General features: G+C 39.7%; 17 protein-coding genes. 9 read left to right on the top strand and 8 right to left on the bottom strand.

Going from position 1 to position 25,749, the window contains the following annotated elements; translation table 11 throughout:
- Window positions 1-158: 158 nt before the first annotated feature.
- The 8 genes from L2735_RS18085 to ampD all read right to left on the bottom strand — a co-directional run bounded on the left by L2735_RS18085 (window position 159) and on the right by ampD (window position 16,295).
- A complete protein-coding gene (locus L2735_RS18085) occupies window positions 159-2,372 on the bottom strand; it encodes a patatin-like phospholipase family protein (protein WP_248986038.1) in 2,214 nt (737 codons plus the stop codon).
- An 84-nt stretch (window positions 2,373-2,456) separates the two neighbouring features.
- Window positions 2,457-6,935 carry an EAL domain-containing protein gene (locus L2735_RS18080; RefSeq protein ID WP_248986037.1) on the bottom strand — a complete coding sequence of 1,493 codons (4,479 nt, stop codon included), beginning with the start codon at window positions 6,933-6,935 and terminating at the stop codon, window positions 2,457-2,459.
- 388 nt (window positions 6,936-7,323) lie between these two features.
- The gene (gene lpdA / locus L2735_RS18075; protein ID WP_248986036.1) at window positions 7,324-8,751 is read right to left on the bottom strand and encodes a dihydrolipoyl dehydrogenase; all 1,428 of its coding nucleotides are present in this window, start codon (window positions 8,749-8,751) and stop codon (window positions 7,324-7,326) included.
- Between the two features lie 156 nt (window positions 8,752-8,907).
- Window positions 8,908-10,872, bottom strand: coding sequence for a dihydrolipoyllysine-residue acetyltransferase (gene aceF / locus L2735_RS18070; protein ID WP_248986035.1), 1,965 nt, complete (start codon window positions 10,870-10,872; stop codon window positions 8,908-8,910).
- Window positions 10,873-10,883: 11 nt separating this feature from the next.
- The gene (aceE, locus tag L2735_RS18065; protein WP_248986034.1) at window positions 10,884-13,547 is read right to left on the bottom strand and encodes a pyruvate dehydrogenase (acetyl-transferring), homodimeric type; all 2,664 of its coding nucleotides are present in this window, start codon (window positions 13,545-13,547) and stop codon (window positions 10,884-10,886) included.
- Between the two features lie 75 nt (window positions 13,548-13,622).
- The gene (pdhR, locus tag L2735_RS18060; protein WP_153913823.1) at window positions 13,623-14,375 is read right to left on the bottom strand and encodes a pyruvate dehydrogenase complex transcriptional repressor PdhR; all 753 of its coding nucleotides are present in this window, start codon (window positions 14,373-14,375) and stop codon (window positions 13,623-13,625) included.
- Between the two features lie 402 nt (window positions 14,376-14,777).
- Window positions 14,778-15,629 carry a beta-lactamase regulator AmpE gene (gene ampE, locus L2735_RS18055; RefSeq protein WP_248986033.1) on the bottom strand — a complete coding sequence of 284 codons (852 nt, stop codon included), beginning with the start codon at window positions 15,627-15,629 and terminating at the stop codon, window positions 14,778-14,780.
- Window positions 15,630-15,755: 126 nt separating this feature from the next.
- Window positions 15,756-16,295: a 1,6-anhydro-N-acetylmuramyl-L-alanine amidase AmpD gene (gene ampD, locus L2735_RS18050; RefSeq protein WP_428848332.1), complete on the bottom strand. Its 540-nt coding sequence runs from the start codon at window positions 16,293-16,295 to the stop codon at window positions 15,756-15,758.
- A gap of 299 nt (window positions 16,296-16,594) precedes the next feature.
- On the opposite strand from ampD, the gene nadC reads away from it, so the two are divergent.
- The 9 genes from nadC (at window position 16,595) to mutT (ending at window position 25,401) form a co-directional block, all read left to right on the top strand.
- A complete protein-coding gene (gene nadC, locus L2735_RS18045) occupies window positions 16,595-17,473 on the top strand; it encodes a carboxylating nicotinate-nucleotide diphosphorylase (RefSeq protein WP_248986031.1) in 879 nt (292 codons plus the stop codon).
- A 1,336-nt stretch (window positions 17,474-18,809) separates the two neighbouring features.
- Entirely contained in the window at window positions 18,810-19,247 is a 438-nt protein-coding gene (locus L2735_RS20065) for a pilin (RefSeq protein ID WP_283104699.1), read from the top strand.
- A gap of 112 nt (window positions 19,248-19,359) precedes the next feature.
- Entirely contained in the window at window positions 19,360-21,066 is a 1,707-nt protein-coding gene (pilB, locus tag L2735_RS18030) for a type IV-A pilus assembly ATPase PilB (protein ID WP_248986040.1), read from the top strand.
- A 74-nt stretch (window positions 21,067-21,140) separates the two neighbouring features.
- The gene (locus L2735_RS18025; protein ID WP_248986030.1) at window positions 21,141-22,415 is read left to right on the top strand and encodes a type II secretion system F family protein; all 1,275 of its coding nucleotides are present in this window, start codon (window positions 21,141-21,143) and stop codon (window positions 22,413-22,415) included.
- A gap of 30 nt (window positions 22,416-22,445) precedes the next feature.
- A complete protein-coding gene (locus tag L2735_RS18020; protein WP_283104697.1) occupies window positions 22,446-23,372 on the top strand; it encodes a prepilin peptidase in 927 nt (308 codons plus the stop codon).
- 15 nt (window positions 23,373-23,387) lie between these two features.
- A complete protein-coding gene (gene coaE / locus L2735_RS18015) occupies window positions 23,388-23,993 on the top strand; it encodes a dephospho-CoA kinase (RefSeq protein WP_248986029.1) in 606 nt (201 codons plus the stop codon).
- A gap of 9 nt (window positions 23,994-24,002) precedes the next feature.
- Entirely contained in the window at window positions 24,003-24,740 is a 738-nt protein-coding gene (zapD, locus tag L2735_RS18010; protein ID WP_248986028.1) for a cell division protein ZapD, read from the top strand.
- Window positions 24,741-24,780: 40 nt separating this feature from the next.
- Window positions 24,781-24,990, top strand: a complete 210-nt coding sequence (gene yacG, locus L2735_RS18005; RefSeq protein WP_248986027.1) for a DNA gyrase inhibitor YacG — start codon at window positions 24,781-24,783, stop codon at window positions 24,988-24,990.
- A gap of 15 nt (window positions 24,991-25,005) precedes the next feature.
- A complete protein-coding gene (gene mutT / locus L2735_RS18000; protein ID WP_248986026.1) occupies window positions 25,006-25,401 on the top strand; it encodes an 8-oxo-dGTP diphosphatase MutT in 396 nt (131 codons plus the stop codon).
- The last annotated feature ends 348 nt before the right edge of the window (window positions 25,402-25,749 follow it).

Genomic DNA, 25,749 nt, shown 5'->3' with positions numbered 1-25,749 from the left:
ACCAACAATATTGCTCAAGATGTGTTTTTAAATAAACGTCGTGAAATGCGTATAAACCAATAAAATAAAACCCCCACTTAAAAAAAGTGGGGGTTTGTCATTAATCTGAGGTTGTCATTAATGACAACCTTTTTGTTTACGAGTAATAGCTAAAGCTATTAAAAGTTTTTACCAATAAATAAGTAAAATGACTGCTCACCTGTATCTGTTAAACCAAAGCCTAAAGCTGCTGGCCCCCAACTGGTATCTGTACCTAAATATAAACTGCCTGAGTAAATTAGATCGCCTAAATCAATATCATCTTTAGAGACCCAAACATTACCCGCTTCAAAACTTGTACCAAGGTATAAGGGTACATCTGATAAGAATACATCTCGACCTAAATCATATTGATAGATAAGCGCTCCAAAAACTTTATGCGCCCCCGCTAATGCGCCTTTGTGATAGCCCGATAAATTTAAAAAGCCACCAAGTTCTGAAACATGAATGCTAAATTGTCTATCAACATCCACGGTCGCTAATGCAGCTTTACCGACAATGGCATGATTACCCAACTTTAAAGCACCTTTCCAGTCTGCTTCATATTGCCATGACACTTCTTCAGGTTTTTCTTCTATAGCGCCTTTATAACGTTCATCTCGAATCGTTGCCTTAAAGGTCAGTCTTTGCCCTTCCGTTGGGAAGCTAATACTGTTTAATGTGTCGAAGGAGAATGCAAAATAACCACCAATTGAATCGTAATCTAAGTCTTGATCAAAAACGGCTTTGTTAGATAAATCTCCAATTTCCCCAACAGCACCAATCTCAATCAATCCAGCGTGAGAATAGTTGTAGCCTATTCCTATTTCGAATTGATTAAGGCTATTTTTAAGTTCAAATGCTCTATCATTTCCGTCATAAAAATCCCAATTTTTAATTTCAAACTCATAGGACACTCGGCTGTAAAAATCTTGTTCCCTGCTTAACGGTTGGTAAAACTCAGTACTAACTCTTTTATCGTAGCCTAAGTCCATTTCGTTACGCCATTCACCACCGCTCTCTGTCAATTCCCCCATGGTATAGGCTAGACTCAAGGTAATAGCAGAATCTAAGGTAAAGTCATCTTCCCAGTTAAAACCAACATCAAAGTAGTTCGGCCCCCAAGATTTGGCGCGGGTATTAAGGGTTAAAATACGCCCTTCGTCAGTATCTTCAAATTCCGCATCCACCCGTTCGAATTTATTTAGCGAGTAAAGACGTTGAATACCTTCTTGAAGCAACTCTTTGGTAATAATGTCACCTTCGTCAAGAGCAAGAGTGTCCCGTAATAGTTTTTCGCTCACTCTAGAGTTATTTACAAAAATAATTTTGGTTGCAGGGCGATTTAATTGGTTAACTAATAGGTTCTTTTTATGTCTTTTGTTCGCTTGGTAAGCTTGATATTCAGTTTCACTAATCCCTAAATGAAGCAACATTGGCAAAGCTGCTTCACCTGCGATTCGGCCAGCTTCTAAGGCTTGTGGCATAATTTCGAAATCTGTGGTGCTCAAATCATCAATAGCAGGTCGAATCAGGACATCGCCTTCATCTAGTAACGTTTTTTGATGTTGTGTGGTAGCCATGGTTAAGATAGTCGAAAGTTGCTCAAGGACAGCGATGGTGCCATCTAGCTGATCTTTAGTTGCTAGAGGTGAACCGATATCAATCGCAATGACGACATCAGCCCCCATAGCCTTAACCACATCAACAGGCATGTTATTGGATATCCCGCCATCAACAAGTAACTTGCCATCTAATTCCGCGGGTTGCAAAGCGCCAGGAACGGTAGCTGATGCTTGCATCGCTTTCACGATACTGCCTTTTTCTAATACAACCGCGTGGCTTGTCACTAAATCAGTTGCCACTGCACGATAGGGAATTGCTAAGTCATCGAAATCACCAAACTGTTCAACTAAATCGGTAGAATGCTGCAGTAGTTGCGACATGGTCTGGCCACGTAATAAGCCGCTCGGTGCAGAAAGCCCACCATTTTTATAGCCAACATTGATTGGGATATTAAATTTATCACGGTGCTGTTTATCACGATGAGAAAGATTTTCACGAGGTATGGTATCTGAATAACCGTCTGCCCAAGGGGAACTGAGCATGATTTCTTCAATTTCTGTTGCACTATAGCCCAGCGCATACATACCGCCGACATAGGAGCCGATACTGGTACCAGTGACATAATCGACAGGAATACGGTGTTCCTCTAATATTTTGAGTACACCAACATGGGCTGAACCTTTTGCTCCACCGCCACTTAATACCAAACCGACTGAAGGCCGCTCTTTAGCTTGAACAAAACCTGTGGCTAAGCTTAATAAAAGCAACAGTGCGATCTTACGGCCCATACAAATATCCCTATTTTTAATATTATTATCGCTGTTATTCTAACAAAGAAAGACAAACATTAATAAAACCTTTCAAACCTATATTTAACCGTCTTCGTTGTGCTTGCTCGCGGGGGTCGATGCAAGGCCAATAAATGCATCTAACTTTTTGCGTGGCATTGGCTTAGCAAAATAATAACCTTGAATAATGTAACATCCGCGGCTAAAGACTTGTTCCATTTGCTCATAGGTTTCAATTCCTTCCGCTACAACATGTAATTTAAGATTTCTTGCAAGTTCAATGATACTGCTAACAATCGCTTGATCCGCTTCGTTAGTCGCGATATCAATCAAAAATGAACGATCAATTTTTAGCGTATTAACTTCAAAATGTCGTAAGTATGCTAACGATGAATAACCCGTACCAAAATCATCAATCGCGACTTCGATGCCTAATTGCTTTAGTTGAGTTAAATGAGATTTAGCGACCTGCAGCTCTTTCATTAACACACCTTCAGTGATCTCTATAGCTAAAGACTTAGGAGGCATACCCGTTTCTAATAAAATTGACTTTAAACTATCAATAAAATCAGTTTGACTAAATTGCACTGCGGATACGTTAACCGATAATTGAAATGGCTCGTTATACAAATTATTCCAACGTGCTCCATCTATGCAAGCCTGCTTCAATACCCAACGATCGATATCAATGATTAAACCGCATGATTCTGCGACTTTGATAAAAATATCAGGCCGAATAAAGCCATCCCTAGGATGCTGCCAACGGATCAATGCTTCCATTCCAACAAATTTATCACCTTGTAAAATATCGATTTGCGGCTGATAAAATAGTTCAAACGAATTATCTTCTAATGCTGTACGAAGTTCAGACTCAATCCACAAATGGTATTGTGACTCAGCATTTCTATCTGCAGAGTAATATTGAAAATTCCCTCTCCCCTCTTCTTTAGCATGATAAAGGGCTAAATCAGCACTCTTAATTAAGGTTTCAGGATCTGTTGCGTCTTCTGGCCACATGCTGATACCGATGCTAGTCGATACAAAGAGTTCGCGTCCCAATAACTTAAAAGGAGTGCCTATTTTTGTCAGAACGGTTTCCGCGATCGCATTTATTTGATCAACATTGTCTGCATTTCTCAATAAAATAACAAACTCATCACCACCCAAACGACATACAAGGTGATTTTCGCCCACACTTGATTGCAGACGTTTTGCAGTTTCAACCAGTAAAGCATCGCCCATACTATGTCCGTACGAATCGTTGACATGCTTGAAACGGTCTAAATCTAAAAAGAGTAATGCAAGCTTTTCACCAGATTGACTGGCTGTGACGATAATTTGAGAGAGGGTTCGTGAGAACATTGCCCGATTAGCAACACCAGTTAAAATATCATAATTTGCCAGATAATTTAGATTTGACTCATGTTGTTTTCGCTCAGTAATATCTGAAAATACAACTACATAGTGTTGCGTAACACCTTGTGAGTTGAGCATCATTGAAATATTTAACCGAACAGGACAGTTATCAGCGCCAAAGCGAGCAAAAATACTTTCACCACTCCAATAATATTCTTTGCCGAGTAAGGTTTCTATGTCTACTGGCAGGTTTTTTTCAACGATAAGATCAGAAAAAAGTACACCATTAAGTTCTTCTTCTGTCGAAAATAGTATGTTGTTCGCTGCTGCATTACTGATTTTAACCCGTTTACTCGAATCTAAAATCAACATTCCCTCAGAAGTATTTTCAAAAGCCTCAGCAAGCAATGATGCTTCACTTTCGAGTGATTTTTGCTGTGTGATATCGGTATACATCCCCACAGCTTGGATTAATTTTCCCTCAAGAGTTTTGCTGACAGCTTGCCCTCGGACCCTTAACCAATGCCATTGCTTTTCTGGATGCTTGTATCGGTACTCAATATCAATCTTATCTATCTTAGATTGCATTAGATCAGCCCAAGACTGACTCACTCGCTCTAAATCTTCTGGATGAATAGGCAAGTCACGAATATGGCATGCGATACGCCGCTCTTTACCTAAAATGCCTCCCCGATTCTCCAAATACAGGGTTTTGTCTTCAGCACGCCATTCCCATAAATCGGAATCGCTTCCTTTTAATGCTTGATAAAGTCGTTCATCACTTTCAATCAAAGCCTGATTCATCTTTTTAAAGCGAACGACTTGCCTAAACCGGTAAAGTGAGAATGACACGGCACAAAATAAGATAAAAAATAAGATCAAACCTTTGAATAATTGAGATTGCCACCAGTATTCTTCAACCGAAAAGCTAAATTGCACCGGTTGGTTAGACCATATGCTTCGGTTTTTGTAATTGAATTCGAGGGTATAATCACCCGCTTTTAACCCTGTTACGTTAATTTGGGACTGACCTTCAAGTAACACAAAATTATTGGTTTTATCGCCACTTTTAAGTAAACGATATTGCAAGCTCATTGCCGTTTCATCTAGGTAATCAAGATTAGAAATTTGAAAACTAATTAAATTTGCGCCGGGCTTAACAGAGGTCAACTTTTCAGGAATAAGGAATAAATCAGTCTTGTCTTCATAAAAAACCGACACGGACTCTAAAAAAGCTTGATCATTTTCAATTCTATTCACTAATTTAGAAGGGTCTATTAGCATCGCACCGTCTGGTGTACCAATGTATAACCCCTTTGATGGAGATAAAAAAATGGCGGCTTCATTGATTTCATTTGAAATAAAGCCATCTTTATGAGTATAAGCGGTAATGCTTTGAGTCAAAAAATCAACGTTAAGAATAGAATTAGAACATCCAATTAAATGGCTATTATCAACTTTTTGAACAAACATTGGCGCGTTACAATCCACATTCCATTTTTTATCAAGATCCACCACTATTTCATTGGTGACATCAAATTCCATTAACCCATTTTGTGAAGTACCTACCCACAATTTATCTGGACCAGCTTGTGTGAGATTAACAATTTTAGGTACTAATCCAAGACGGCCAAAAATGTCATTCTTGGCGTTATAGTTTTGCTGTTGATCAAAATAGCCGAATGTATTTTCACCTGCTATCCACAAACGATTTTCTGCATCACGAAAAATAACTCTAAATTCATCTAGTTCATACTTATTACCAGCAAACGTAAATAATTCAATATTGCTCGCTCCCTCATCCCAAAAGTAAATGCCTTCTGAAGTGACAAACCAAATACGCTTAAGATTGTTAGGATCTCGGTAGCTCTCGTAAACAATCTTATTTTCAAGGGACTCTTCGCCTCCTATCCATTGAGAAAATCGACTTGTTTCGAAGGTCTGGTTATTCACCACAAATAAACCATTAGTAGTCATCAGTGCAAAATGAATGTCATCTAAACGGATCATTTGATAAATACTGTCATTGAGCTCTATCCCATCTGGGGTCACTACAGTACTGATATCAGTGTCTAAATCAATCACCTCCAAAACACCATCGGTTCCAAGCCAAAGGTGGTTATCTTGTTGATAGATTGACCAAATCATTTCATTTTTAAGTTCATATGGAGGTGATTGCGAATAGCTATCGAGTAAGAAATCTGGTTTTGTAGCAGCTAAAGCTAAGCCATCACCCGAACCGCCAATCCATAACAAACCATTAAGATCGAGATCAAGTGCATGAATGTAATCAATGTTTGCATATAGCTTTAAGTCAGCTTGGTAGTTTATGGATTGATTTTTAATTGGATCCCAAGATATTAACCCAGAGCGACTTCCCATCCATAAAAGCCCCTTGCTATCTTCGAGCATGGATTCAATATAAAAGTTTTTACCCTCAATTGGTTTTACATCTTGATTAGCAAGATCAATGCTGAATAAACCTTTAGTTGAATAAAGCCAAATGTTCTGTTGTGAATCTTGCAGTAAGCCCTTAATAACACCAACTGAGTCATTTAAATCGACATTAGTAATCTGATGATCATGACTGATTAAAGTAATTCTTTTCTCTGCTGCGTATAAAATATCGCCATCTTCCAAATATAATTGAGTCACCCAATCATAATTGGAAGGTAAGTTTTTCCCTGTGTGGGGTTGCAGTTTTTTTAACTCTATATCAAATAGAAATCGCTCACCTGCTTTACTTAATAACGCCAACTTATTACCGTCATAAGTAGTAATAGAAGCTATCGCTACAGATTCTGGAGAATGTATATTGATATCAGCAGATTGCCCTGTGGGTTTATAAACTTCTGTGAAAGTATGCTCACCAATATCATATAAATATAGCCGATGCTCTGTGGTTAATAACAAATGGTTATCGCCTGCAGAATCCACACTGTAAAGCCGGTGTTCTGCCAGAACAGACTCAGAATTTATGACATCAATCCGTCTAATAAAGTTATTAGAGACACGATACAGCCCTTCATCTGTCGCCAGCCAAGTGAAGCCATAATGATCAAAATGCATATCCCTGATGACGGTATTAATCAGACCGTCCTTACTATTAAATACACGCTGAATAAATTCACTACTCATCACAGAGAATGAGCAGAATAAAGAAGTAAGGTTAACAATTAGGACAAACAAAAATAAAACACGATACATTCTAAAATAGAGCTCCTGTTACTGTCGTCTTGTTGTGATGCCTTTGACATAGACCTGCAGAGTATCAATCAATAAGCAATACAGTTTCATTGTAATATTAGGGCCAATTAATTTTTCGGCTTGTTTTGGCTGCGAAATTAGGCCACTTATTTACAACGCAGAGGCTTTTAGGTTTTAGGTTTTAGGTTTTAGGTTTTAGTAACTTACTATTTTAATTAAACAGTAATTACTATTGGATTTAGTATTAACTTTGAACAAACTAACTTACGACAAGCTGTTGAATGTAAAAGTCATTCAAATGTAGTTTTAATATAGCATTATTAATTTACTCTAGAGCAAAAAAAAGCACCCCTAAGGGTGCTTTCATGCAAAATGTCACAATTGTAAATTACTTTTTCTTCTTTGCTTTTGGGTTAGGCAAATCAGTAATTGAACCTTCGTAGACTTCAGCAGCAAGACCGACTGATTCGTGTAATGTTGGGTGAGCGTGAATAGTTAATGCTAAATCTTCAGCATCACAACCCATTTCAATTGCTAGGCCAATTTCACCTAATAATTCACCACCGTTAACACCAACAACAGCACCACCAATAACACGATGAGTTTCTTTGTCGAAGATTAACTTAGTCATACCATCACTTGCGTCTGAAGCAATTGCACGACCACTAGCAGCCCAAGGGAAGCTTGCAGTTTCGTATGAAACGCCTTGCTCTTTTGCTTCTTTCTCAGTAAGACCAACCCATGCAACTTCAGGATCAGTATAAGCAATTGAAGGAATAACTTTCGGGTCGAAGAAGTGCTTAAGACCTGAAATGACTTCAGCAGCAACATGACCTTCATGCACACCTTTATGAGCCAACATTGGTTGACCAACAATATCACCGATAGCGAAGATGTTAGGTACGTTAGTACGTAACTGCTTATCTACATTGATGAAGCCACGCTCATCAACATTTACGCCCGCTTTTTCAGCATCAATTGATTTACCGTTTGGTGTACGGCCAATTGCCACTAGAACAGCATCGTAACGGATAGGCTCAGCTGGTGCTTTTTTGCCTTCCATTGTCACGTAAATACCGTCTTCTTTCGCTTCAACTGCTGTCACTTTGGTTTCAAGCATCAAGTTGAATTTCTTCTTGATCTTCTTAGTGAAGATACGAACGATATCTTTATCTGCAGCAGGGATCACTTGATCGAACATTTCAACAACGTCGATTTCACTACCAATTGAAGAGTAAACTGTACCCATTTCAAGGCCAATAATACCGCCACCCATCACTAACAACTTACCAGGAACTTCTTTAAGTTCTAGTGCATCAGTCGAGTCCCAAATACGTGGGTCTTCATGTGGAATAAACGGTAGTTCAATTGGACGAGAACCAGCAGCAATAATTGCGTGTTCAAAGCGGATCACTTTAACGCCGTCTTCACCTTGTACTTCAATGGTGTTTGGCGAAGTGAATTTACCGTAGCCATTAACCACATCAACTTTACGCATTTTAGACATTCCGCCTAAACCGCCTGTTAATTGGCCAACAACTTTTTCTTTAAAGCCACGTAATTTTTCTAAATCAATCGTTGGTTCACCAAATACAACGCCATGGTGAGCAACTTCTTTAGCTTCTTCAATCACTTTAGCAACGTGTAATAATGCTTTTGACGGGATACAACCCACATTCAAACAAACACCACCTAACGTGCTGAAGCGTTCAACAATAACGGTTTCTAAACCTAAATCTGCAGCTCGGAATGCTGCTGAATAGCCTGCAGGGCCTGAACCAAGTACTACTACCTGAGTTTTGATTTCGTTACTCATGTTTTCCTCTATTTTTCTCTTGTTGGCGGAAAAACCGTCCAAACTGCAAAATGTGGTCAAATCTTGTAAGGTGGCCGCATTTTACCCTTTGTTTGATACTGATCACAATCCTGTGACGAGATAAAAAAGGCTGCTCACAATGAGCAGCCTTTTCCTTTACAAAATTAACGTACGGATGTCGCTAAGAATGCTAGATAATGTCACGCTGAAACGCGCTGCCATTGCACCATCGATGACACGATGGTCGTATGATAACGACAGTGGCAACATGAGCTTAGGCTCAAAATCACTGCCATTCCATTTAGGCTTCATTTCAGACTTAGACACACCTAGGATAGCTACATCAGGATAGTTAACGATTGGGGTAAACGCCGTACCACCAATGCCACCTAAACTTGAGATTGTAAAACAGCTACCTTGCATGTCAGCAGACTTAAGCTTGCCATCACGAGCACGAACAGAAATATCCATCAGCTCGCGTGAAAGCTCAACAATGCCTTTCTTGTCTACATCACGTACTACAGGAACCATCAAGCCATTTGGTGTATCAACTGCAACACCAATGTGGAAGTATTTCTTCTGGATTAATGATTCGCCATCAGCACTTAAGCTTGAGTTAAACACTGGGAACTCAGCTAACGTTTTAGCAACCGCTTTCATCATAAAGACGAGTGGCGTGATTTTGTAATCAGCCTTCTTTTTCGCAGCAAGTGTATTCTGCTCTTTACGGAAAGCTTCTAATTCAGTGATATCAGCTTCGTCAAATTGTGTCACATGTGGAATCGTGACCCAGTTGCGATGTAAGTTAGGACCAGAGATTTTCTGGATACGGCTTAATGGAATCTCTTCCACTTCACCAAACTTACTGAAATCAACTTTAGGTGCAGCAATCACATTCAAACCACCCGCACCACCAGCAACAGCTGTTGCTGCAGTTGCTTTAGGTCGGCTAAGTTCATACTTAATAAATGCTTGAACGTCTTCTTTAAGAATACGTCCCTTGCGGCCAGTACCTTTTACTAAAGTCAGGTCAGCACCAAATTCGCGCGCTAAGCGACGAACTGCAGGTGATGCATGCACAGCACCTGTTTTAGGCTGACTACCCGCACTTGGATGGTGCGGTACTGGCGCTGCTTTAGCTGGAGACGCGGCAACTGGTGCTGGTGCACTTGCTGCAGGAGCTGGAGCCGCAACTGGCGCACTAGCAACAGGTGCTGCTGATACCGTTTCTACTGTCGCGATGATGCTACCTTGAGAAACTTTATCACCTACATTTACCGTTAAGCTAACAAGCTTACCTGCAAATGGTGCTGGTACTTCCATTGTTGCTTTATCAGTTTCAAGGGTAATTAAACCCGTATCCACTTCAAGCATGTCACCAACAGCAACAAGCACTTCAATCACATCAACATCAGCAGCATCACCGATATCTGGTACTGCAACTTCTTTAACTTCAACAGTGCTAGCAGCAGGCGCAGCGGCTTGTGGTGCTTCTGCTGGAGCAGTGGCAACTTGTTCAGCTGCAGGAGCTGTAGCACCTACTTCAAGCATTAATACTAATGAGCCTTGAGAAACTTTATCACCAACAGTCACTTTAAGTTCTTTCACAACGCCCGCTGAAGGTGCTGGCACCTCCATGGTCGCTTTGTCAGTTTCTAACGTGATTAAGCCAGTATCTGCTTCAATGGTTTCACCCACGGTCACCAGTACTTCAATAATATCAACGTTTTCAGCGTCACCAATATCTGGTACAGCAACTTCAATGATTTGAGTACCACCAGCTGCTGGAGCTGCACTAACAGGTGCAACTGGAGCAACTTCCGGTGTCGGAGCTGGCGCAGCTGCAGGTGCAGGTTGAGCCGCTTCAGCAGGAGCAGATGCTGCACCTGCGTTAAGCATAGCGATCAACTTACCTTCTGAAATAGTATCGCCTACAGCCACTTTTAACTCGGCTACAGTACCAGCAAACGGCGCTGGAATATCCATGGTTGCTTTGTCGCTTTCAACTGTAAGAATCGAATCTTCTGCAGCGATTTCATCACCCACTGCAACACAGACTTCAATAACCTGAACTTCATCACCACCGATATCAGGAACCAAAACTTCTTTTAATTCAGCCATTTTGTTTCTCTCTATGCGAACTGTGGGTTGATCTTATCAACGTCAATACCGTATTCTTTGATTGCTTTTGTTAGCACATCAACTGGTATTTCGTTACGGTCGACAAGAGACTTAAGTGAAGCAATAACAATGAACTTAGCATCAACTTCAAAGTGGTGACGTAAATTTTCACGGCTATCTGAACGACCGAAACCGTCAGTACCTAGCACTTTATAGTCAGTTGGGATGTAAGCACGTAATTGCTCGCCGTAAATCTTCATATAATCTGTAGCGACAATGGCTGGTGCATCTTTCGATAACACTTCAGATATATATGGTACTTTTGGCGTTTCAGTTGGGTGCAGCATGTTGTAACGCTCAACGGCTTGGCCGTCACGAGTTAACTCGTTAAAGCTGGTTACACTGAACACATCTGTTGTGATACCGAAATCTTTCGATAATGCTACAGCCGCTTTGCGTACTTGCTCTAAAATTGTGCCACTACCCATTAACTGGACTGAACCTTTACCACTACCTTGAAGGGTTTCTAGCTTGTAGATACCTTTAACGATACCTTCTTCGCTGCCTTCTGGCATTGCAAGTTGTTCGTAGTTTTCGTTCATAGTGGTTAGGTAGTAGAAAATATCTTCCTGCTCACCATACATACGACGAATACCGTCTTGAACAATCACTGCAATCTCATAACCATAAGTAGGGTCATAAGAAATACAGTTAGGAATAGTGTTAGCTAGAACGTGGCTGTGACCATCTTGATGCTGAAGACCTTCACCATTCAATGTTGTACGACCTGATGTACCACCCACCATAAAGCCACGAGCTCGCATATCACCTGCAGCCCATGCCATGTCGCCAATACGTTGGAAACCAAACATTGAGTAGTAAATGTAGAACGGGATCATTGGGGTATCGTTAACTGAGTAACTTGTTGCCGCAGCAACCCAAGATGACATTGCACCTAACTCGTTAATACCTTCTTGCAATACTTGGCCGGTTTTATCTTCACGGTAGTAAGCAACTTGATCTGAATCTTGTGGCTCGTATTTTTGTCCTTCGTGAGCATAAATACCCACTTGACGGAATAAGCCTTCCATACCAAAGGTACGCGCTTCATCAGGAATGATCGGTACAATTTGCTTACCGATTTTCTTGTCTTTTAGTAGCGCAGTTAAAATACGCACAAATGACATTGTGCTAGAGATTTGACGACCGTTAGAGCCTTTCAGCACTGAGTCGAAAATCTTTAATGAAGGCACTTCGATATCTTGTGAGAATTTCTCAAGACGCTTAGGCATCGCACCATGTAAAGCTTCACGGCGTGCTTTAAGATATTTAACTTCTTCTGAATCAGCACCAGGATGATAGTAAGGAATATCTTCTAACTGATCATCGCTAATTGGGATATTGAAACGATCGCGGAAGTATTTAAGCGACTCTACGCCCATTTTCTTCACGTTATGCGCGATGTTTTTACCTTCACCCGCATCACCCATACCGTAACCTTTCACTGTTTTAGCAAGGATTACTGTTGGACGGCCTTTGGTATTTTTAGCATGTTGCAATGCTGCATAGATCTTAACTGGATCATGACCACCACGGTTCAGACGCCAAATGTCATCATCTGACATGTTCGCCACCATTTCGGCAGTTTCAGGGTATTTACCAAAGAAGTGCTCACGAGTATAAGCGCCGCCTTTAGCTTTACAGTTTTGGTATTCACCGTCGACGGTTTCTTCCATTAACTGTAGTAATTTACCGCTAGTGTCACGAGCAAGTAATGGATCCCAGTAGCGACCCCAAATGACTTTAACAGCTTCCCAGCCAGCGCCGCGGAATTCACCTTCTAACTCTTGAATAATCTTACCGTTACCACGAACAGGACCATCAAGGCGCTGTAAGTTACAGTTAACGATAAAGACTAAGTTATCTAATTCTTCACGAGCAGCAAGACCGATAGCACCTAATGTTTCAGGCTCATCACACTCACCATCACCTAGGAAACAATATACTGTTTGCTCTGAACAATCTTTTAAGCCGCGATCAGTTAAGTACTTAAGGAAGCGAGCTTGATAAATCGCTTGAATTGGACCAAGACCCATAGATACTGTCGGGAACTGCCAGTAATCAGGCATTAATTTAGGATGCGGGTATGAAGATAAACCTTTGCCATCAACTTCTTGACGGAAACCGTTCATTTGATCTTCGCTAATACGACCTTCAAGGAAAGAGCGAGAGTAAATACCTGGAGCAATATGGCCTTGGTAATAAACTAAATCGCCGCCGTCTTTTTCATTCGGTGCGCGGAAGAAGTGGTTAAAACACACGTCATAAATAGTCGCACTAGAAGCAAAACTAGAAATGTGGCCACCTAGCTCTAAATCTTTCTTAGAACCACGTAATACCATTGCAAGGGCATTCCAGCGAACGATAGCACGAATGCGGCGTTCCATTTCCTGGTTGCCAGGCATATGAGGCTCTTGGCCAGAAGGAATCGTATTCAAATAAGCGGTAGTCGCTTTGTATGGTAGATGGGTACCATTGCGGCGAGCTTTATCGATTAATTGTTCAAGTAGAAAATGCGCACGTTCAGGGCCTTCTTGCTCTAATACCGCTTGCAGTGAATCTACCCACTCTTGAGTTTCTAATGGATCTAAGTCTTGTAGCATATCTTCAGACATGTCGCTGTCCTTCTCTAGATACTGATAATTAATGTGTTTCGGTCAATTTATAATGAAATTTCACTATAACTTGTATCAAACACCGCTCTTTAAACGGCGCAAGCTACGCTGCAACCGACTGTCTTCTTCCCTCACTGACAACATAACTTCCTCGATATAACTTAAATGTTCATTCGAGGCTTCACGTGCCGCATCAGGGTCGCGGCGAACGATGGCAGCGAGTAATGCTCGTCTGTGCTCATTCGCCATTGTAGATGCTTCTTCGCGACGGCTTAGAAGCTCTAAGTTCTGTGCTACGTTTTTGTGTAACACAGGGGTTAAACTAAGTACTAGGTGTAACATTGCCACGTTGTGAGAGGCTTCAGCTACTGCACGGTAAAAACGTACAATGGCATCAGCTTGTGCTTCCACATTCACAGCAGCTTCAACTTCATTAATAGAACGCTTAATGCTTTGCATATCCGCGTCATTTCCACGAAGCGCAGCAAAGTAAGCCATCATTCCTTCTGTCGCATGACGAAACTCAAGTAAGTCGTACTGACTTTCAGAATCGTTATGCATTAATTCAACAATAGGATCGGCTAAGCTTTGCCATAGTTGTTCTTTTACATAGGTACCACCACCTTGGCGGCGCATAAGAAGCCCTTTAGCTTCTAATTTTTGTATAGCTTCACGCAATGAAGGACGAGACACTTCAAACTGCAATGCGAGTTCCCGCTCTGGCGGTAACTTCTGGCCAGGCTGTAAACTACCTTCAAGGATCATGCGCTCTAATTGCTCCATGATCACATCTGAAATTTTTGGCTGGGTTATTTTGCTATAAGCCATTTGGCCCTCAGCTCCGTTGTCAATTGGTCTTACCAATTTATATGAGATAGCGCACTTTATCAAATCAAACATTTGATGTCTAGTTAGGCTAGTGTTGAATGGATGTTAGCCGAAGGTTTAAAACGCTCCCACTCTCAAACGATTAAGAGCATAACGAAAAAAACCTTCAAAGGGGTCTGACCATTTACTAAACGCGACCACGGAAGGGTTGCGAATCAAGTAAACCTAATTGCTGCCAGTTAATTCGTCATATTTTCTGTTAAACATTAGCAGCAAATACAGCGATTGAATGGCTAAAAAATAAAAACTGTTTTTCTATTTCAAATTAATATTAGTTGTACATTAATTAATATTAATCACTTTATTACTTTCAAGGTTATCAAAGATCTCTCTAACTAAACTCTAGCTCACTAGGCCAAAGATGGTTAGAACAGATAACACAGTAAGTAACAGGATAAAATTACGCTTACTGAGTGCAAGTAAGGCTAATGTTGGCTGCACACAAACAGGTGCGGAAGTTGACTCAGCAACCGTTTCTGCTGCCAGTGCAGTATAAGAAACAATATTTTTAGCTGAGTTGTTTGGGTTAAAGACTTGTTTGCGCCATTCAGAAATCCCCGCTGCGAAATGCCCACTTAATACAAAGCCAAAGCTAAATACCCGACTTGGCAGCCAGTCGAGTACAAATAATAATCGACTGATGAACGGCATATCTAATTTGTTTTGTTGACTATATTGATCATAAAAACGCACAGAGCAATACAGCACTGCGCCGACTGGACCAAAGCAAATTAAAAATAATGCCACAGCGCCATAGTAACGGTAATTGACCCAAGCAACTGTTTTGCCGATTTGATGGCCTAAATCTTTTTCATCAACGGCATCCAAACACTCGCTGCTATCCAGGTTTTCAGCGTAGTGATAACACGCCTGCACATCACCACGACATGCTGCCAGCATGTATTTTTTAAAACTAGTACGTAGGCTTTGATGGCTTAAACAAAAAATAGCGATAGTAACCCATAACAAAAGCGTAATGAGATCATAAAAAACACCATCAATGAGCAATAATAAAAGAAAAGTAATAACGGCAGGAATTAATACAACGGCTGATACTGCTAGGGTTGAATCGAGTTTTTTATCTTTCCAGAATAATCGCTGATATTTAGTGAGCATAGAATCAAATTGCCAGCTTGCGGGTAACAACTTAAGTCGCTCAACCATAATCGCAATTAATAAAGAAAATAGTGCCATGAGACTCCTGTTTACTGCCTAAGAAGTGAAAGCTAAAAATTTTTATGCATCAGTCAGCTTCAAACTTATGATTCAGCCAGCTTCAAATTATAGATTAAGCTGGCAATATGAATTCTTTGAAGGCAGTTATTCGACTAATAAACCCAGATAACGCTGCCAATCGAAACTCTGGCCCGGATCGGTTTTGCGTCCTGGTGCGATATCACAATGCCCTACAATTTTATTCTGCTTAAGCATAGGATATTCATTAAATAACTCCAAGGTTAATTGGGCTAAAACTTGATATTGCTCATTGGCATACGGATCGGTATCAGTCCCCTCAAGTTCGATACCAATCGTAAAATCATTGCAGTTCTCGCGGCCATTTAACGTAGAAACACCTGCATGCCAGGCTCTATCATTACAGCTGACATATTGCACAAGCTCACCATCACGGCGAATTAAAAAATGTGCCGACACTTCAAGTCCTACTAACTCACTAAAACTTTCGTCAGCCGCTGCATCTAAACACCCTTGAAACAAACCATCAATATGGGGCAAACCATAGCAGCCTGCAGGCAAACTAATATTGTGAATAACCAAGCCACTGACTTCATTTAATGGCCGCTGATTAAAGTGTGGCGACTGACATATTCGGGCAGATTGATGCCAACCAGCTTTCATCATATTCTTCATAATGTTAATAACCAACTTTCATCATAATGTTAACAACCAACTTTCATCATAATGTTAATAACCAGCTTTCGTCATAATGTTAATAAATAGTCCAGTAGTCAAAAAGATATAATGGACAAACAATATTTCTCCATCAAAACAAGTTCAATATACCAGTAAAATGTATCAGTTCAGCGCTATATTTTAAAAGAGCAACTGTGATAAAGTTGGCCAAATACCTGTTTTATAATCAGCTGGTCGCAAATTTCCCTCACCAGCTTGATGTCGCTGTTATAGCAAGGACTAAGCACATGATTGAAAATGATATCCGTCAAGCCGTAAAAACAGCTCTTGATGAAGACCTAGGTCATACCCCTTCTCATACTCCACAAGATATTTTAGCCGCTGACATTACGGCGCAATTGATACCTACAGACAAATATGCAGAAGCAGTATTAATTACCCGTGAAGAAGGCGTATTTTGCGGTAAAGCTTGGGCAGAGCAAGTATTTAACCAACTCGGCGGAGATGTCGCTTTGCACTGGCATGTCGACGATGGTGATTTGCTCGTTGCTAACCAAGTACTTTGTGAACTATCTGGCCCCGCTCGAGCAATTTTGACCGGCGAACGTACAGCAATGAACTTTATCCAGACTTTATCTGGTGTTGCAAGTTTAACTAAGCATTATGTCGACAAACTTGCTGGCACTCATACTCGCTTACTCGATACACGTAAAACAATCCCAGGCCTACGCACAGCACAAAAATATGCTGTCACTTGTGGCGGCGGAAAAAATCACCGTATTGGTTTGTTTGATGCGTTCTTAATCAAAGAAAACCATATCATGGCTTGCGGTAATATTGATTTAGCAATTAAAGCCGCAAGAAAGCTTGATAATACAAAGCCAGTAGAGGTAGAAGTAGAATCACTTGCTGAGCTAACTGAAGCACTTGAAGCTGGTTCTGACATTATTATGCTAGACAACTTTGATGTGACTATGATGATTAAAGCTGTCGCGCTCAATAACCAATATAAACAGCAAGGCAAAGGCGCCAAGTTAGAAGTGTCTGGCAATGTCACCATCGATACCATTGCTGATTTTGCTAAAACGGGTGTGGATTACATATCAGTTGGAGCGCTAACTAAGCATGTTAAAGCACTCGATTTATCATTAAGGTTGAAGTCATAACACATGCCAGATTGCTGGCTTCACTTGCTAGTTGCTAAAGTGCTAGAGAGCTAGAGAGCTAGAGAGCTAGTTTTAGTGCAATTGAGTCATTATTTTCTTAATGTTTGTTATTATTCTAGCAATGACAAAAAATCTGAGTGTATAAAAACAACAAATGTCCAAGACATAAGTCTAATATTATCTGCAATTGCTCTAGCCAAGAATTCAGCTAAGCCTATAAGAAACGACTTTCGAAGCACTCCAATGTGAGTGCTTTTTTATGTTTTTAATTAAAATGATGAATTGAGCGGGCAAGCCAGACAGAACTTGTATTGGGAAATGACCTAATGCCAATACCTTATTTATCATGAAAATTTTTTAAAGCACTCATTTTAAAGCGCTATATTACTGCTTAAACGCTTTATCTACTCACTGAAGCCGATGGTCCAAAGATACTATTAATCGTACTCACATTAGCACTCATAATAGTATTCATAATAGCACTGATAATAGTACTCAATAATTAATCACACTCAATACTAACTCGGTTAGCCTCAGTCGGAATCATCTTCCCTTCTTCTACTGCTTTCCTAACCAAGTGAAACGAGCAAATTAACCCGAGTAAATTAACCTAAGCAAGTGGTCTTACCATTAAATAATGCACATTTATATAGTACATATTTCTATATACACCGCATTTATACAAAGCCATATTTTTGACTTTTGAGCAACTCAGTCAAAAATTCATCAGCAAAAGCTTTATATGTCATATTAATGTTACAAACTAAGCGGTAACAACACCTTAAAACAGTAACTTTACGCTTTTTTCACACTTTATGATGATAACCTATTCCATTTCTGGTAACTTTATACTAACGTTCACTACAAGTGAGTACGAATTCAAATTCAACTTTTTACAAATGATTTTTCAAAGCGTTACAGAGATAACACTTATTAACTTTGAATAATGATTTGTTGAAAGCAACTTTGAATGAAACACTCCATTAACAATATTTCGGTAAAGTTATATTGTAAGTTGCCGTTATAGATAAAGTGGCGAATATTTAGTCTCTATTCTATTCTGTAACATTAACGTAGCAAGCGTTTAATTGTAACAATGAAGTAATTCACTGACTCACCAAGTTACTTTCATGCAGTTAAGCAAAGGCGTCTGCAATAACGAGGTGAGTCAAGATATAACAGCTGTAAAGTGAAGTAATTAAATAAAAATACACTAGTTTATTAATGCTAGAAGGATTGTGGTGATAGGACACCAGTTAACGTAGCTAAGGGCCTTTAGTTATGTTGAGTTTCATGGATTAGAACAAACCCGAAGCAACACATAGAGAGATAAAAAATGAAAAGCATCAACCAAATCAAAAACACTAAGGGTTTTACTCTTATTGAATTAATGATCGTAGTAGCGATCATCGGTATTCTTGCAGCAATCGCATTGCCTGCATATCAAGATTACACAGTAAAATCGCAAGCTGGTGGAGCATATTCTGAAGTTTCAGCTTTAAAATCTGCATTTGAGATTATTACCAATGAGGGTAAGACACCTAATGTTGACGACCGCGACGATGAAGGTTTTCTTGGACAGTTAGAAGAAGAAGGTACTTACTGTGATCTAGAAGCTACAGCAACTACAATTGTTTGCACAACTAAAGGTGGTAACGCTACTGTATTTAATGAGAACGATATCACTCTTACACGTACCGCTGCTACAGGTGCTTGGGCCTGCACATCAAGTTTGGATGCAAAATTCCTACCAGGAAATTGTACTGCTCCGTAATAGTTTAAAACTATTAAATAAGGCAGCAATATGCTGCCTTTTTTGTCTTTGGAAGCTTGAACGACTTGTGCCATAATCAAATCATATCATTATGTTAGCAGAGCAAAACAGTATGCCATCATCAGGTCTTAATCTCGGACTATCGACATTATTCATCCGTAAAAACTTACTAACTGAAGATCAAGTAGCCTCTGCGATTAGTCAATCCCGTAAATCTAAACTTTCTTTAGTAACTACCATTATCAAATCGAAGTTACTTTCTTCTCGTGAAATTGCCGAGCTATGTTATGAAGAATATGGCGCCCCTCTATTAGACTTAGCAGAATTTGATTTAGCCAATATTCCAGAAGAAATACTCAATAAAAAACTCATTGCTAATCATAAGTGTTTACCTATTTTCAAACGTGGTAATCGTCTTTTTATCGCCACATCAGATCCAACCAATATAGCCGCTTTAGAAGATTTTCAGTTCAGTCTAGGTCTTCATGCCGAAGCGATTATCGTTGAAGACGATAAACTTCATTCCGCACTTGAAAAGATTCTTGAGGAGGATATTTCAGGCCTTGGGCTTGACGGCATCGATGAAGAAGCCCTTGCGGGCATTGAAGTAACAGATACAGATAAAGAAGAAGAGCAACCAGAAAGCAGTGATGACGCACCCATTGTCATCTACATCAATAAAATTCTCACTGATGCGATTCGTAAGGGCGCTTCAGATTTACATTTTGAGCCTTATGAAAAGCGCTACCGCATACGTTTCCGTATCGATGGTATTTTACATGAAGTATCAGAACCGCCAGTAAACCTTTCTAGTCGTATTTCTGCACGTTTAAAAGTCATGTCTAAACTCGACATTGCTGAACGTCGTGTGCCACAGGATGGTCGCATTAAAATGAAACTGTCACGCACCAAATCAATTGATTTTCGTGTCAGTACGCTCCCTACTATTTGGGGTGAAAAAATTGTAATGCGTATCTTGGATTCGTCATCAGCTCAGTTAGGCATTGAAAAGCTGGGGTACGAAGACGATCAACGTATACTTTATGAAGAAATGCTAGCCAAGCCGCAAGGAATGATTCTAGTGACTGGCCCTACTGGTTCTGGTAAAACAGTATCTTTATATACAGGCTTGAACATCCTCAATACAGAAGAACGCAATATTTCTACCGCCGAAGATCCAGTTGAGATTAACTTAGAAGGCGTAAACCAAGTTCATATTAACTTAAAGGCAGGGCTAACCTTCGCATCTGCATTACGTTCATTCTTACGTCAAGATCCTGATGTAGTGATGGTCGGTGAGATCCGTGATTTAGAAACTGCAGAAATTGCCATTAAAGCTGCACAAACTGGTCACTTAGTGTTATCGACTTTACACACCAACTCTGCAGCTGAAACATTAACTCGTTTAATCAATATGGGTGTTCCTGGTTATAATATCGCTAGCTCAGTAAATTTGATTATTGCTCAACGTCTCGCACGTCGCTTATGCCCTGAATGCAAAGCCCCCGAAGATGTTCCAGTTGAAGAATTACAACGTTTAGGTTTTACAGAAGAAAATATTAATACTGGTTTTACTGTTTATAAACCGATAGGTTGTGAACATTGCTCTGGTGGTTATAAAGGCCGAGTGGGTATTTACGAAGTTATGCGAATGACAGATGAAATTGCCCGAACCATTATGGAGGGAGGTAACTCTCTTGAAATCGCCAAGCAGGCTAAGGGCAGCGGCATGCGAGATTTACGTTTATCAGGCTTATTAAAAGTCACCCAAGGCATCACTAGTATCGCTGAAGTGAATCGTGTTACTAGCTTTGGTTGATAAGAACTATACTTTCCATTAAAAGCATTTAGTACATTGCTTTATTGCGCATAATAAAAAAAAGGATTTGCTTTATGGCAACTGCAGCGGCGAGAAGAAAGCCGAGAACAAACAACAAATCTAAAAAAGACACTAAGCTCCAACCTAAAGTATTCACTTTTGAATGGAAAGGGGTTAACAGAGATGGCCAGAGAACTTCTGGCGAACTTCGTGGAACTTCAATTGCTGAAATAAGAAGCGTCCTTAAGAATCAAGGTGTCACCCCAAAAGGGGTAAGAAAGAAAGCTACGCCATTATTCAAGTCTGAGAAAAAAATCACCGCGATGGATATTGCGATGATTACCCGTCAAATCGCAACTATGCTGGCTGCTGGTGTCCCCTTAGTAACGACTATTGAGTTACTAGGTAAGGGTCATGAGAAAGCTAAAATGCGAGAGCTATTAGGAAGTATTCTTACAGATGTTCAATCAGGTATTCCTTTATCTGATTCAATCAGGCCTCATAGGCAATATTTTGACGATTTATATGTCGATTTGGTGGCTGCTGGTGAACACTCTGGCTCTTTAGATGCTGTATTTGATCGAATTGCTGTTTACAAAGAAAAAGCGGAACAATTAAAGTCAAAGATAAAAAAAGCCATGTTCTATCCAGCAGCTGTTGTTGTGGTAGCTATAGCCGTAACAGTTTTATTACTGCTATTTGTTGTTCCTCAATTTGAAGAGATATTCAACGGCTTTGGTGCAGAACTGCCTGCTTTTACTCAAATGATTATTGGCATTTCTGAGTGGCTACAATCATCTTGGTATTATTTTGCAATTGCTATCGTAGTTGGAATTTTTGCTTTCAAACGTGCCCATAGAAACTCGCAAACTTTCAGAGATCGTGTTGATGAAGCGTTATTAAAAATCCCTGCTATTGGCGATATTCTACACAAAGCAGCCATGTCTCGCTTTGCACGTACATTAGCAACAACATTTGCTGCAGGTGTGCCATTAATTGATGGTCTAGAGTCAGCAGCTGGTGCATCTGGCAATGCTGTTTACAAAAGAGCATTACTTAAAGTTCGCCAAGAAGTGATGTCAGGGATGCAAATGAATGTGGCAATGCGCACCACTGGAATTTTTCCTGATATGCTAATTCAAATGGTGATGATTGGTGAAGAGTCAGGCGGCTTAGATGATATGCTCAACAAAATTGCCAACATTTATGAAATGCAGGTTGATGATGCTGTTGATGGTCTATCAAGTCTTATTGAACCTATCATGATGGTAGTGATTGGTACCATTGTGGGTGGCTTAATTATTGGTATGTATTTACCTATTTTCGAAATGGGTAATGTTGTTGGATAACCTTAAGAAATTTAATATATAAGAATAATAATGAATGAGTTTTTAAGTACTTTTATTGAATCAATGAGCCAATCACCTTGGCTCTTTATTTCAATCAGTTTTATTTTTGCAGCCACTATTGGTAGTTTTCTAAACGTTGTTATTCACCGTTTTCCAGTAATGATGAAGCGTGAGTGGCAAAGTGAATGTAATTATTATTTATTTGAATATCACCCTGATATCGTCAAAGAGGTCGGGGAAAAAAGATTAAATAAACCGATAGATATCTATCCAAAGAAATATAACCTAGTTGTACCTGGTTCAGCTTGTCCCAAGTGTAAAGCAAACATTAAACCTTGGCATAATTTACCTATAATAGGTTGGTTAATGATCGGTGGTAAATGTGCCAGTTGTAAGGCATCTATCAGCGCAAGGTATCCAGTATTTGAATTAATAACGGGTCTTCTAGTCGCGACGTTAGCTTGGCACTTTGGTCCAACATGGCAGTTTTTATTTGCCTCAATTCTAACCTTCATCTTAGTCGCATTAACTGGTATTGATTTAAATGAAATGCTTCTGCCAGATCAATTAACCTTACCCATATTGTGGCTAGGATTAATTATCAACCTTAAAGGTGTTTATGCTAGCCCAACAGATGCTGTTATTGGTGCTGCTGCAGGCTACTTGAGTCTTTGGTCGGTATTTTGGCTATTTAAACTCGCAACAGGCAAAGAAGGTATGGGTTATGGTGACTTTAAACTTCTAGCGGTTTTTGGTGCTTGGTTAGGTTGGCAGTTCCTTCCTTTAATTATTCTGCTTTCATCATTAGTTGGCGCAGTAGTTGGCATAACAATGATGATTAGCAAAAAAATAACCAGAGAAAACCCCATTCCTTTTGGTCCATACATAGCTATCGCCGGCTGGATTGCACTGGTATGGGGTCAAGATATCATTAATTGGTATTTAGGTACCCTCTAGCTTTTGGAGTGATCAATGGCAGACTTTATTGTGGGTCTTACTGGAGGGATTGGTTCCGGGAAAACAACTATCGCGAACCAATTTTTCGACCTAGGAATTGAGCTAGTCGATGCAGATATTATTGCCCGTGAAGTTGTTGAAAAAGGCACAGAGGGGTTAAAAGAAATAACCTCACACTTTGGCCCAGAAGTCATTGATGACAGTGGCTGCTTAGATCGAGCAAAATTACGTACTAAAGTTTTCAACAATGAAACAGAAAGACAGTGGTTAAATAATTTGCTACATCCCTTGATAAGACGTCATATGCTCAAAGCAGTAGAAAATGCTAAATCAGCCTATGTAATTATGATTGTTCCCTTGCTATTTGAGAATGGGTTAGATAGTTTAGTCAATACGACTTTAGTGGTGGATATTCCACCACACGAACAGATAGCTAGAACAGCAAAGCGAGATGGGGTAAATTCAACTGAAGTTGAGAAGATTCTTAACCGACAGATGAATAGAGAGTTAAGACTTAAACAGGCTGACAATGTCATCGACAACACACAGTCTCCCGAAGAATTACGAAACACTGTTCAGTTATTACATTTGAAGTATTTAGCTCAAGCATCATCAGCATAGATAAAAATAATGAATAACGATTTAATATACGAACAGCCGTTAAATGAAAAAACTAGAAGCTATCTACGCCTAGAATATTTAGCTGATCAATTAAATCATCATATTGAAGCAGACTATCAACACCACAGTTTTTATCCCCTTTTCTCATTAGCGGAATTAACCGACAGATGTGATTACCGCTCTGATATTCTCAAAGATATCGACAAGCAACTGCTCATTTTAACAAAATGGCATGCTTTACCTCATGTTGATAAAGTACAGATACAAAACATCATCGATCAACTTCATGCTTCTAAAGGCCCTTTGCAAACTAATGAAAGAATTGGTTGCCACTTAAAACAAGATCGTTTTATTGCAGCTTTAAAACAAAGGTTCGGCATGCCTGGCGCCTGTTGTAACTTCGACTTACCGCAACTACACTTTTGGTTAGCCAAACCTTGGCATAAAAGGCAAGATGATCTAAGAACTTGGCTTGATAATTTCTTACCTATTCTTAAACCCATTAAACTTTTGCTAGAGCTCACTAGAAGTACTGCAGAATTTAGAAATACAGAAGCTCACCAAGGCTTTTATCAAGGTAATAGCCCACAAACTTTGTCATTGATAAGAGTTGAAGTTAACCACCTTCAAGGTTGTTACCCTACCATTAGTGGCCATAAAAATAGGTACGCTATCCACTTTGTCGATTTCGAAAATCAAAAACATACTGATAAATTAGTCAAATTCAAGCTAGCTACTTGTAGCTAAATTCTTTAGGATCACACTATATTTATTAGTGAGATCACTTATGCCAATTTCTGTAAAATGTCCGATTTGCCAAGCTGAAGTACTTTGGGTACAAGAATCAAAATTCAAACCTTTTTGTAGCGAGCGCTGCAAAATAATTGATTTAGGTGATTGGGCAAGTGAAAAGCATGCTATTCCAGTTAAGCCAGAGTTTGATCATGAGACCTTAGATACTGAAGGTTTTGATGAAGGTGACTTTTTTAAACACTAGGATGGATGCTTTTAAATGAAAAGAATACATGTGGCAGTTGGCATCATAATAAATGCGGAACAACAAATTTTGTTAGCTAAACGTCCAGAACATCTTCACCAAGGCGGCAAATGGGAATTTCCAGGTGGTAAGGTGGAAAAAAATGAAACAGTCACCCAAGCGCTTATTAGAGAGCTTAAAGAGGAAGTTAACTTAGATGTAGCTTCTACAGAAGCTTTCATGGAAATCTCTCATAATTACCCTGATAAACATGTTCTGCTAGATATTCACCTTGTTAAACAGTTTGAAGGAGCTGGACAAGGTCTAGAAGGGCAAACAGTACAATGGGTAAATAGTAAGGAGTTAGAGTGTTTTGATTTCCCTGAAGCAAACTTGCCTATCTTAGAGAAGATTAAGCAGCTGAATCTTTAACTTCTAGCAATCCAAACAATCAAGTGATGGAGTTTACTTTCATCACTACTTATTATTCATCCCCCCTATTCTATGACTAATACCTATAGGCTTTGCAGCCGTAGCGATTGTAGGTAATTTTCCTTATTATTTTTAGTACCATTGTAAAGATGCAAACGATGATCACTTCTGAACTTCATATCCTTTCTATCAATATAGACTCTAAAGGCTTCAATAATTAGCCTCAAAAGCGATATAATACCAATCCGCATTAGACTTTGCCCATATTAGCCCAGTCTCGTGTACATAAACTTTTTACCCTATCTTTGCACTGAATAAATATATTCCAAGCTTTACAACACTGCTCAA

The organism is Shewanella olleyana, from assembly GCF_023283825.1.
Taxonomy (GTDB): Bacteria; Pseudomonadota; Gammaproteobacteria; order Enterobacterales; family Shewanellaceae; genus Shewanella; species Shewanella olleyana.
The sequence above is the reverse complement of the archived record's forward strand: the minus strand, read 5'-3'. Positions and strand labels throughout refer to the sequence as shown.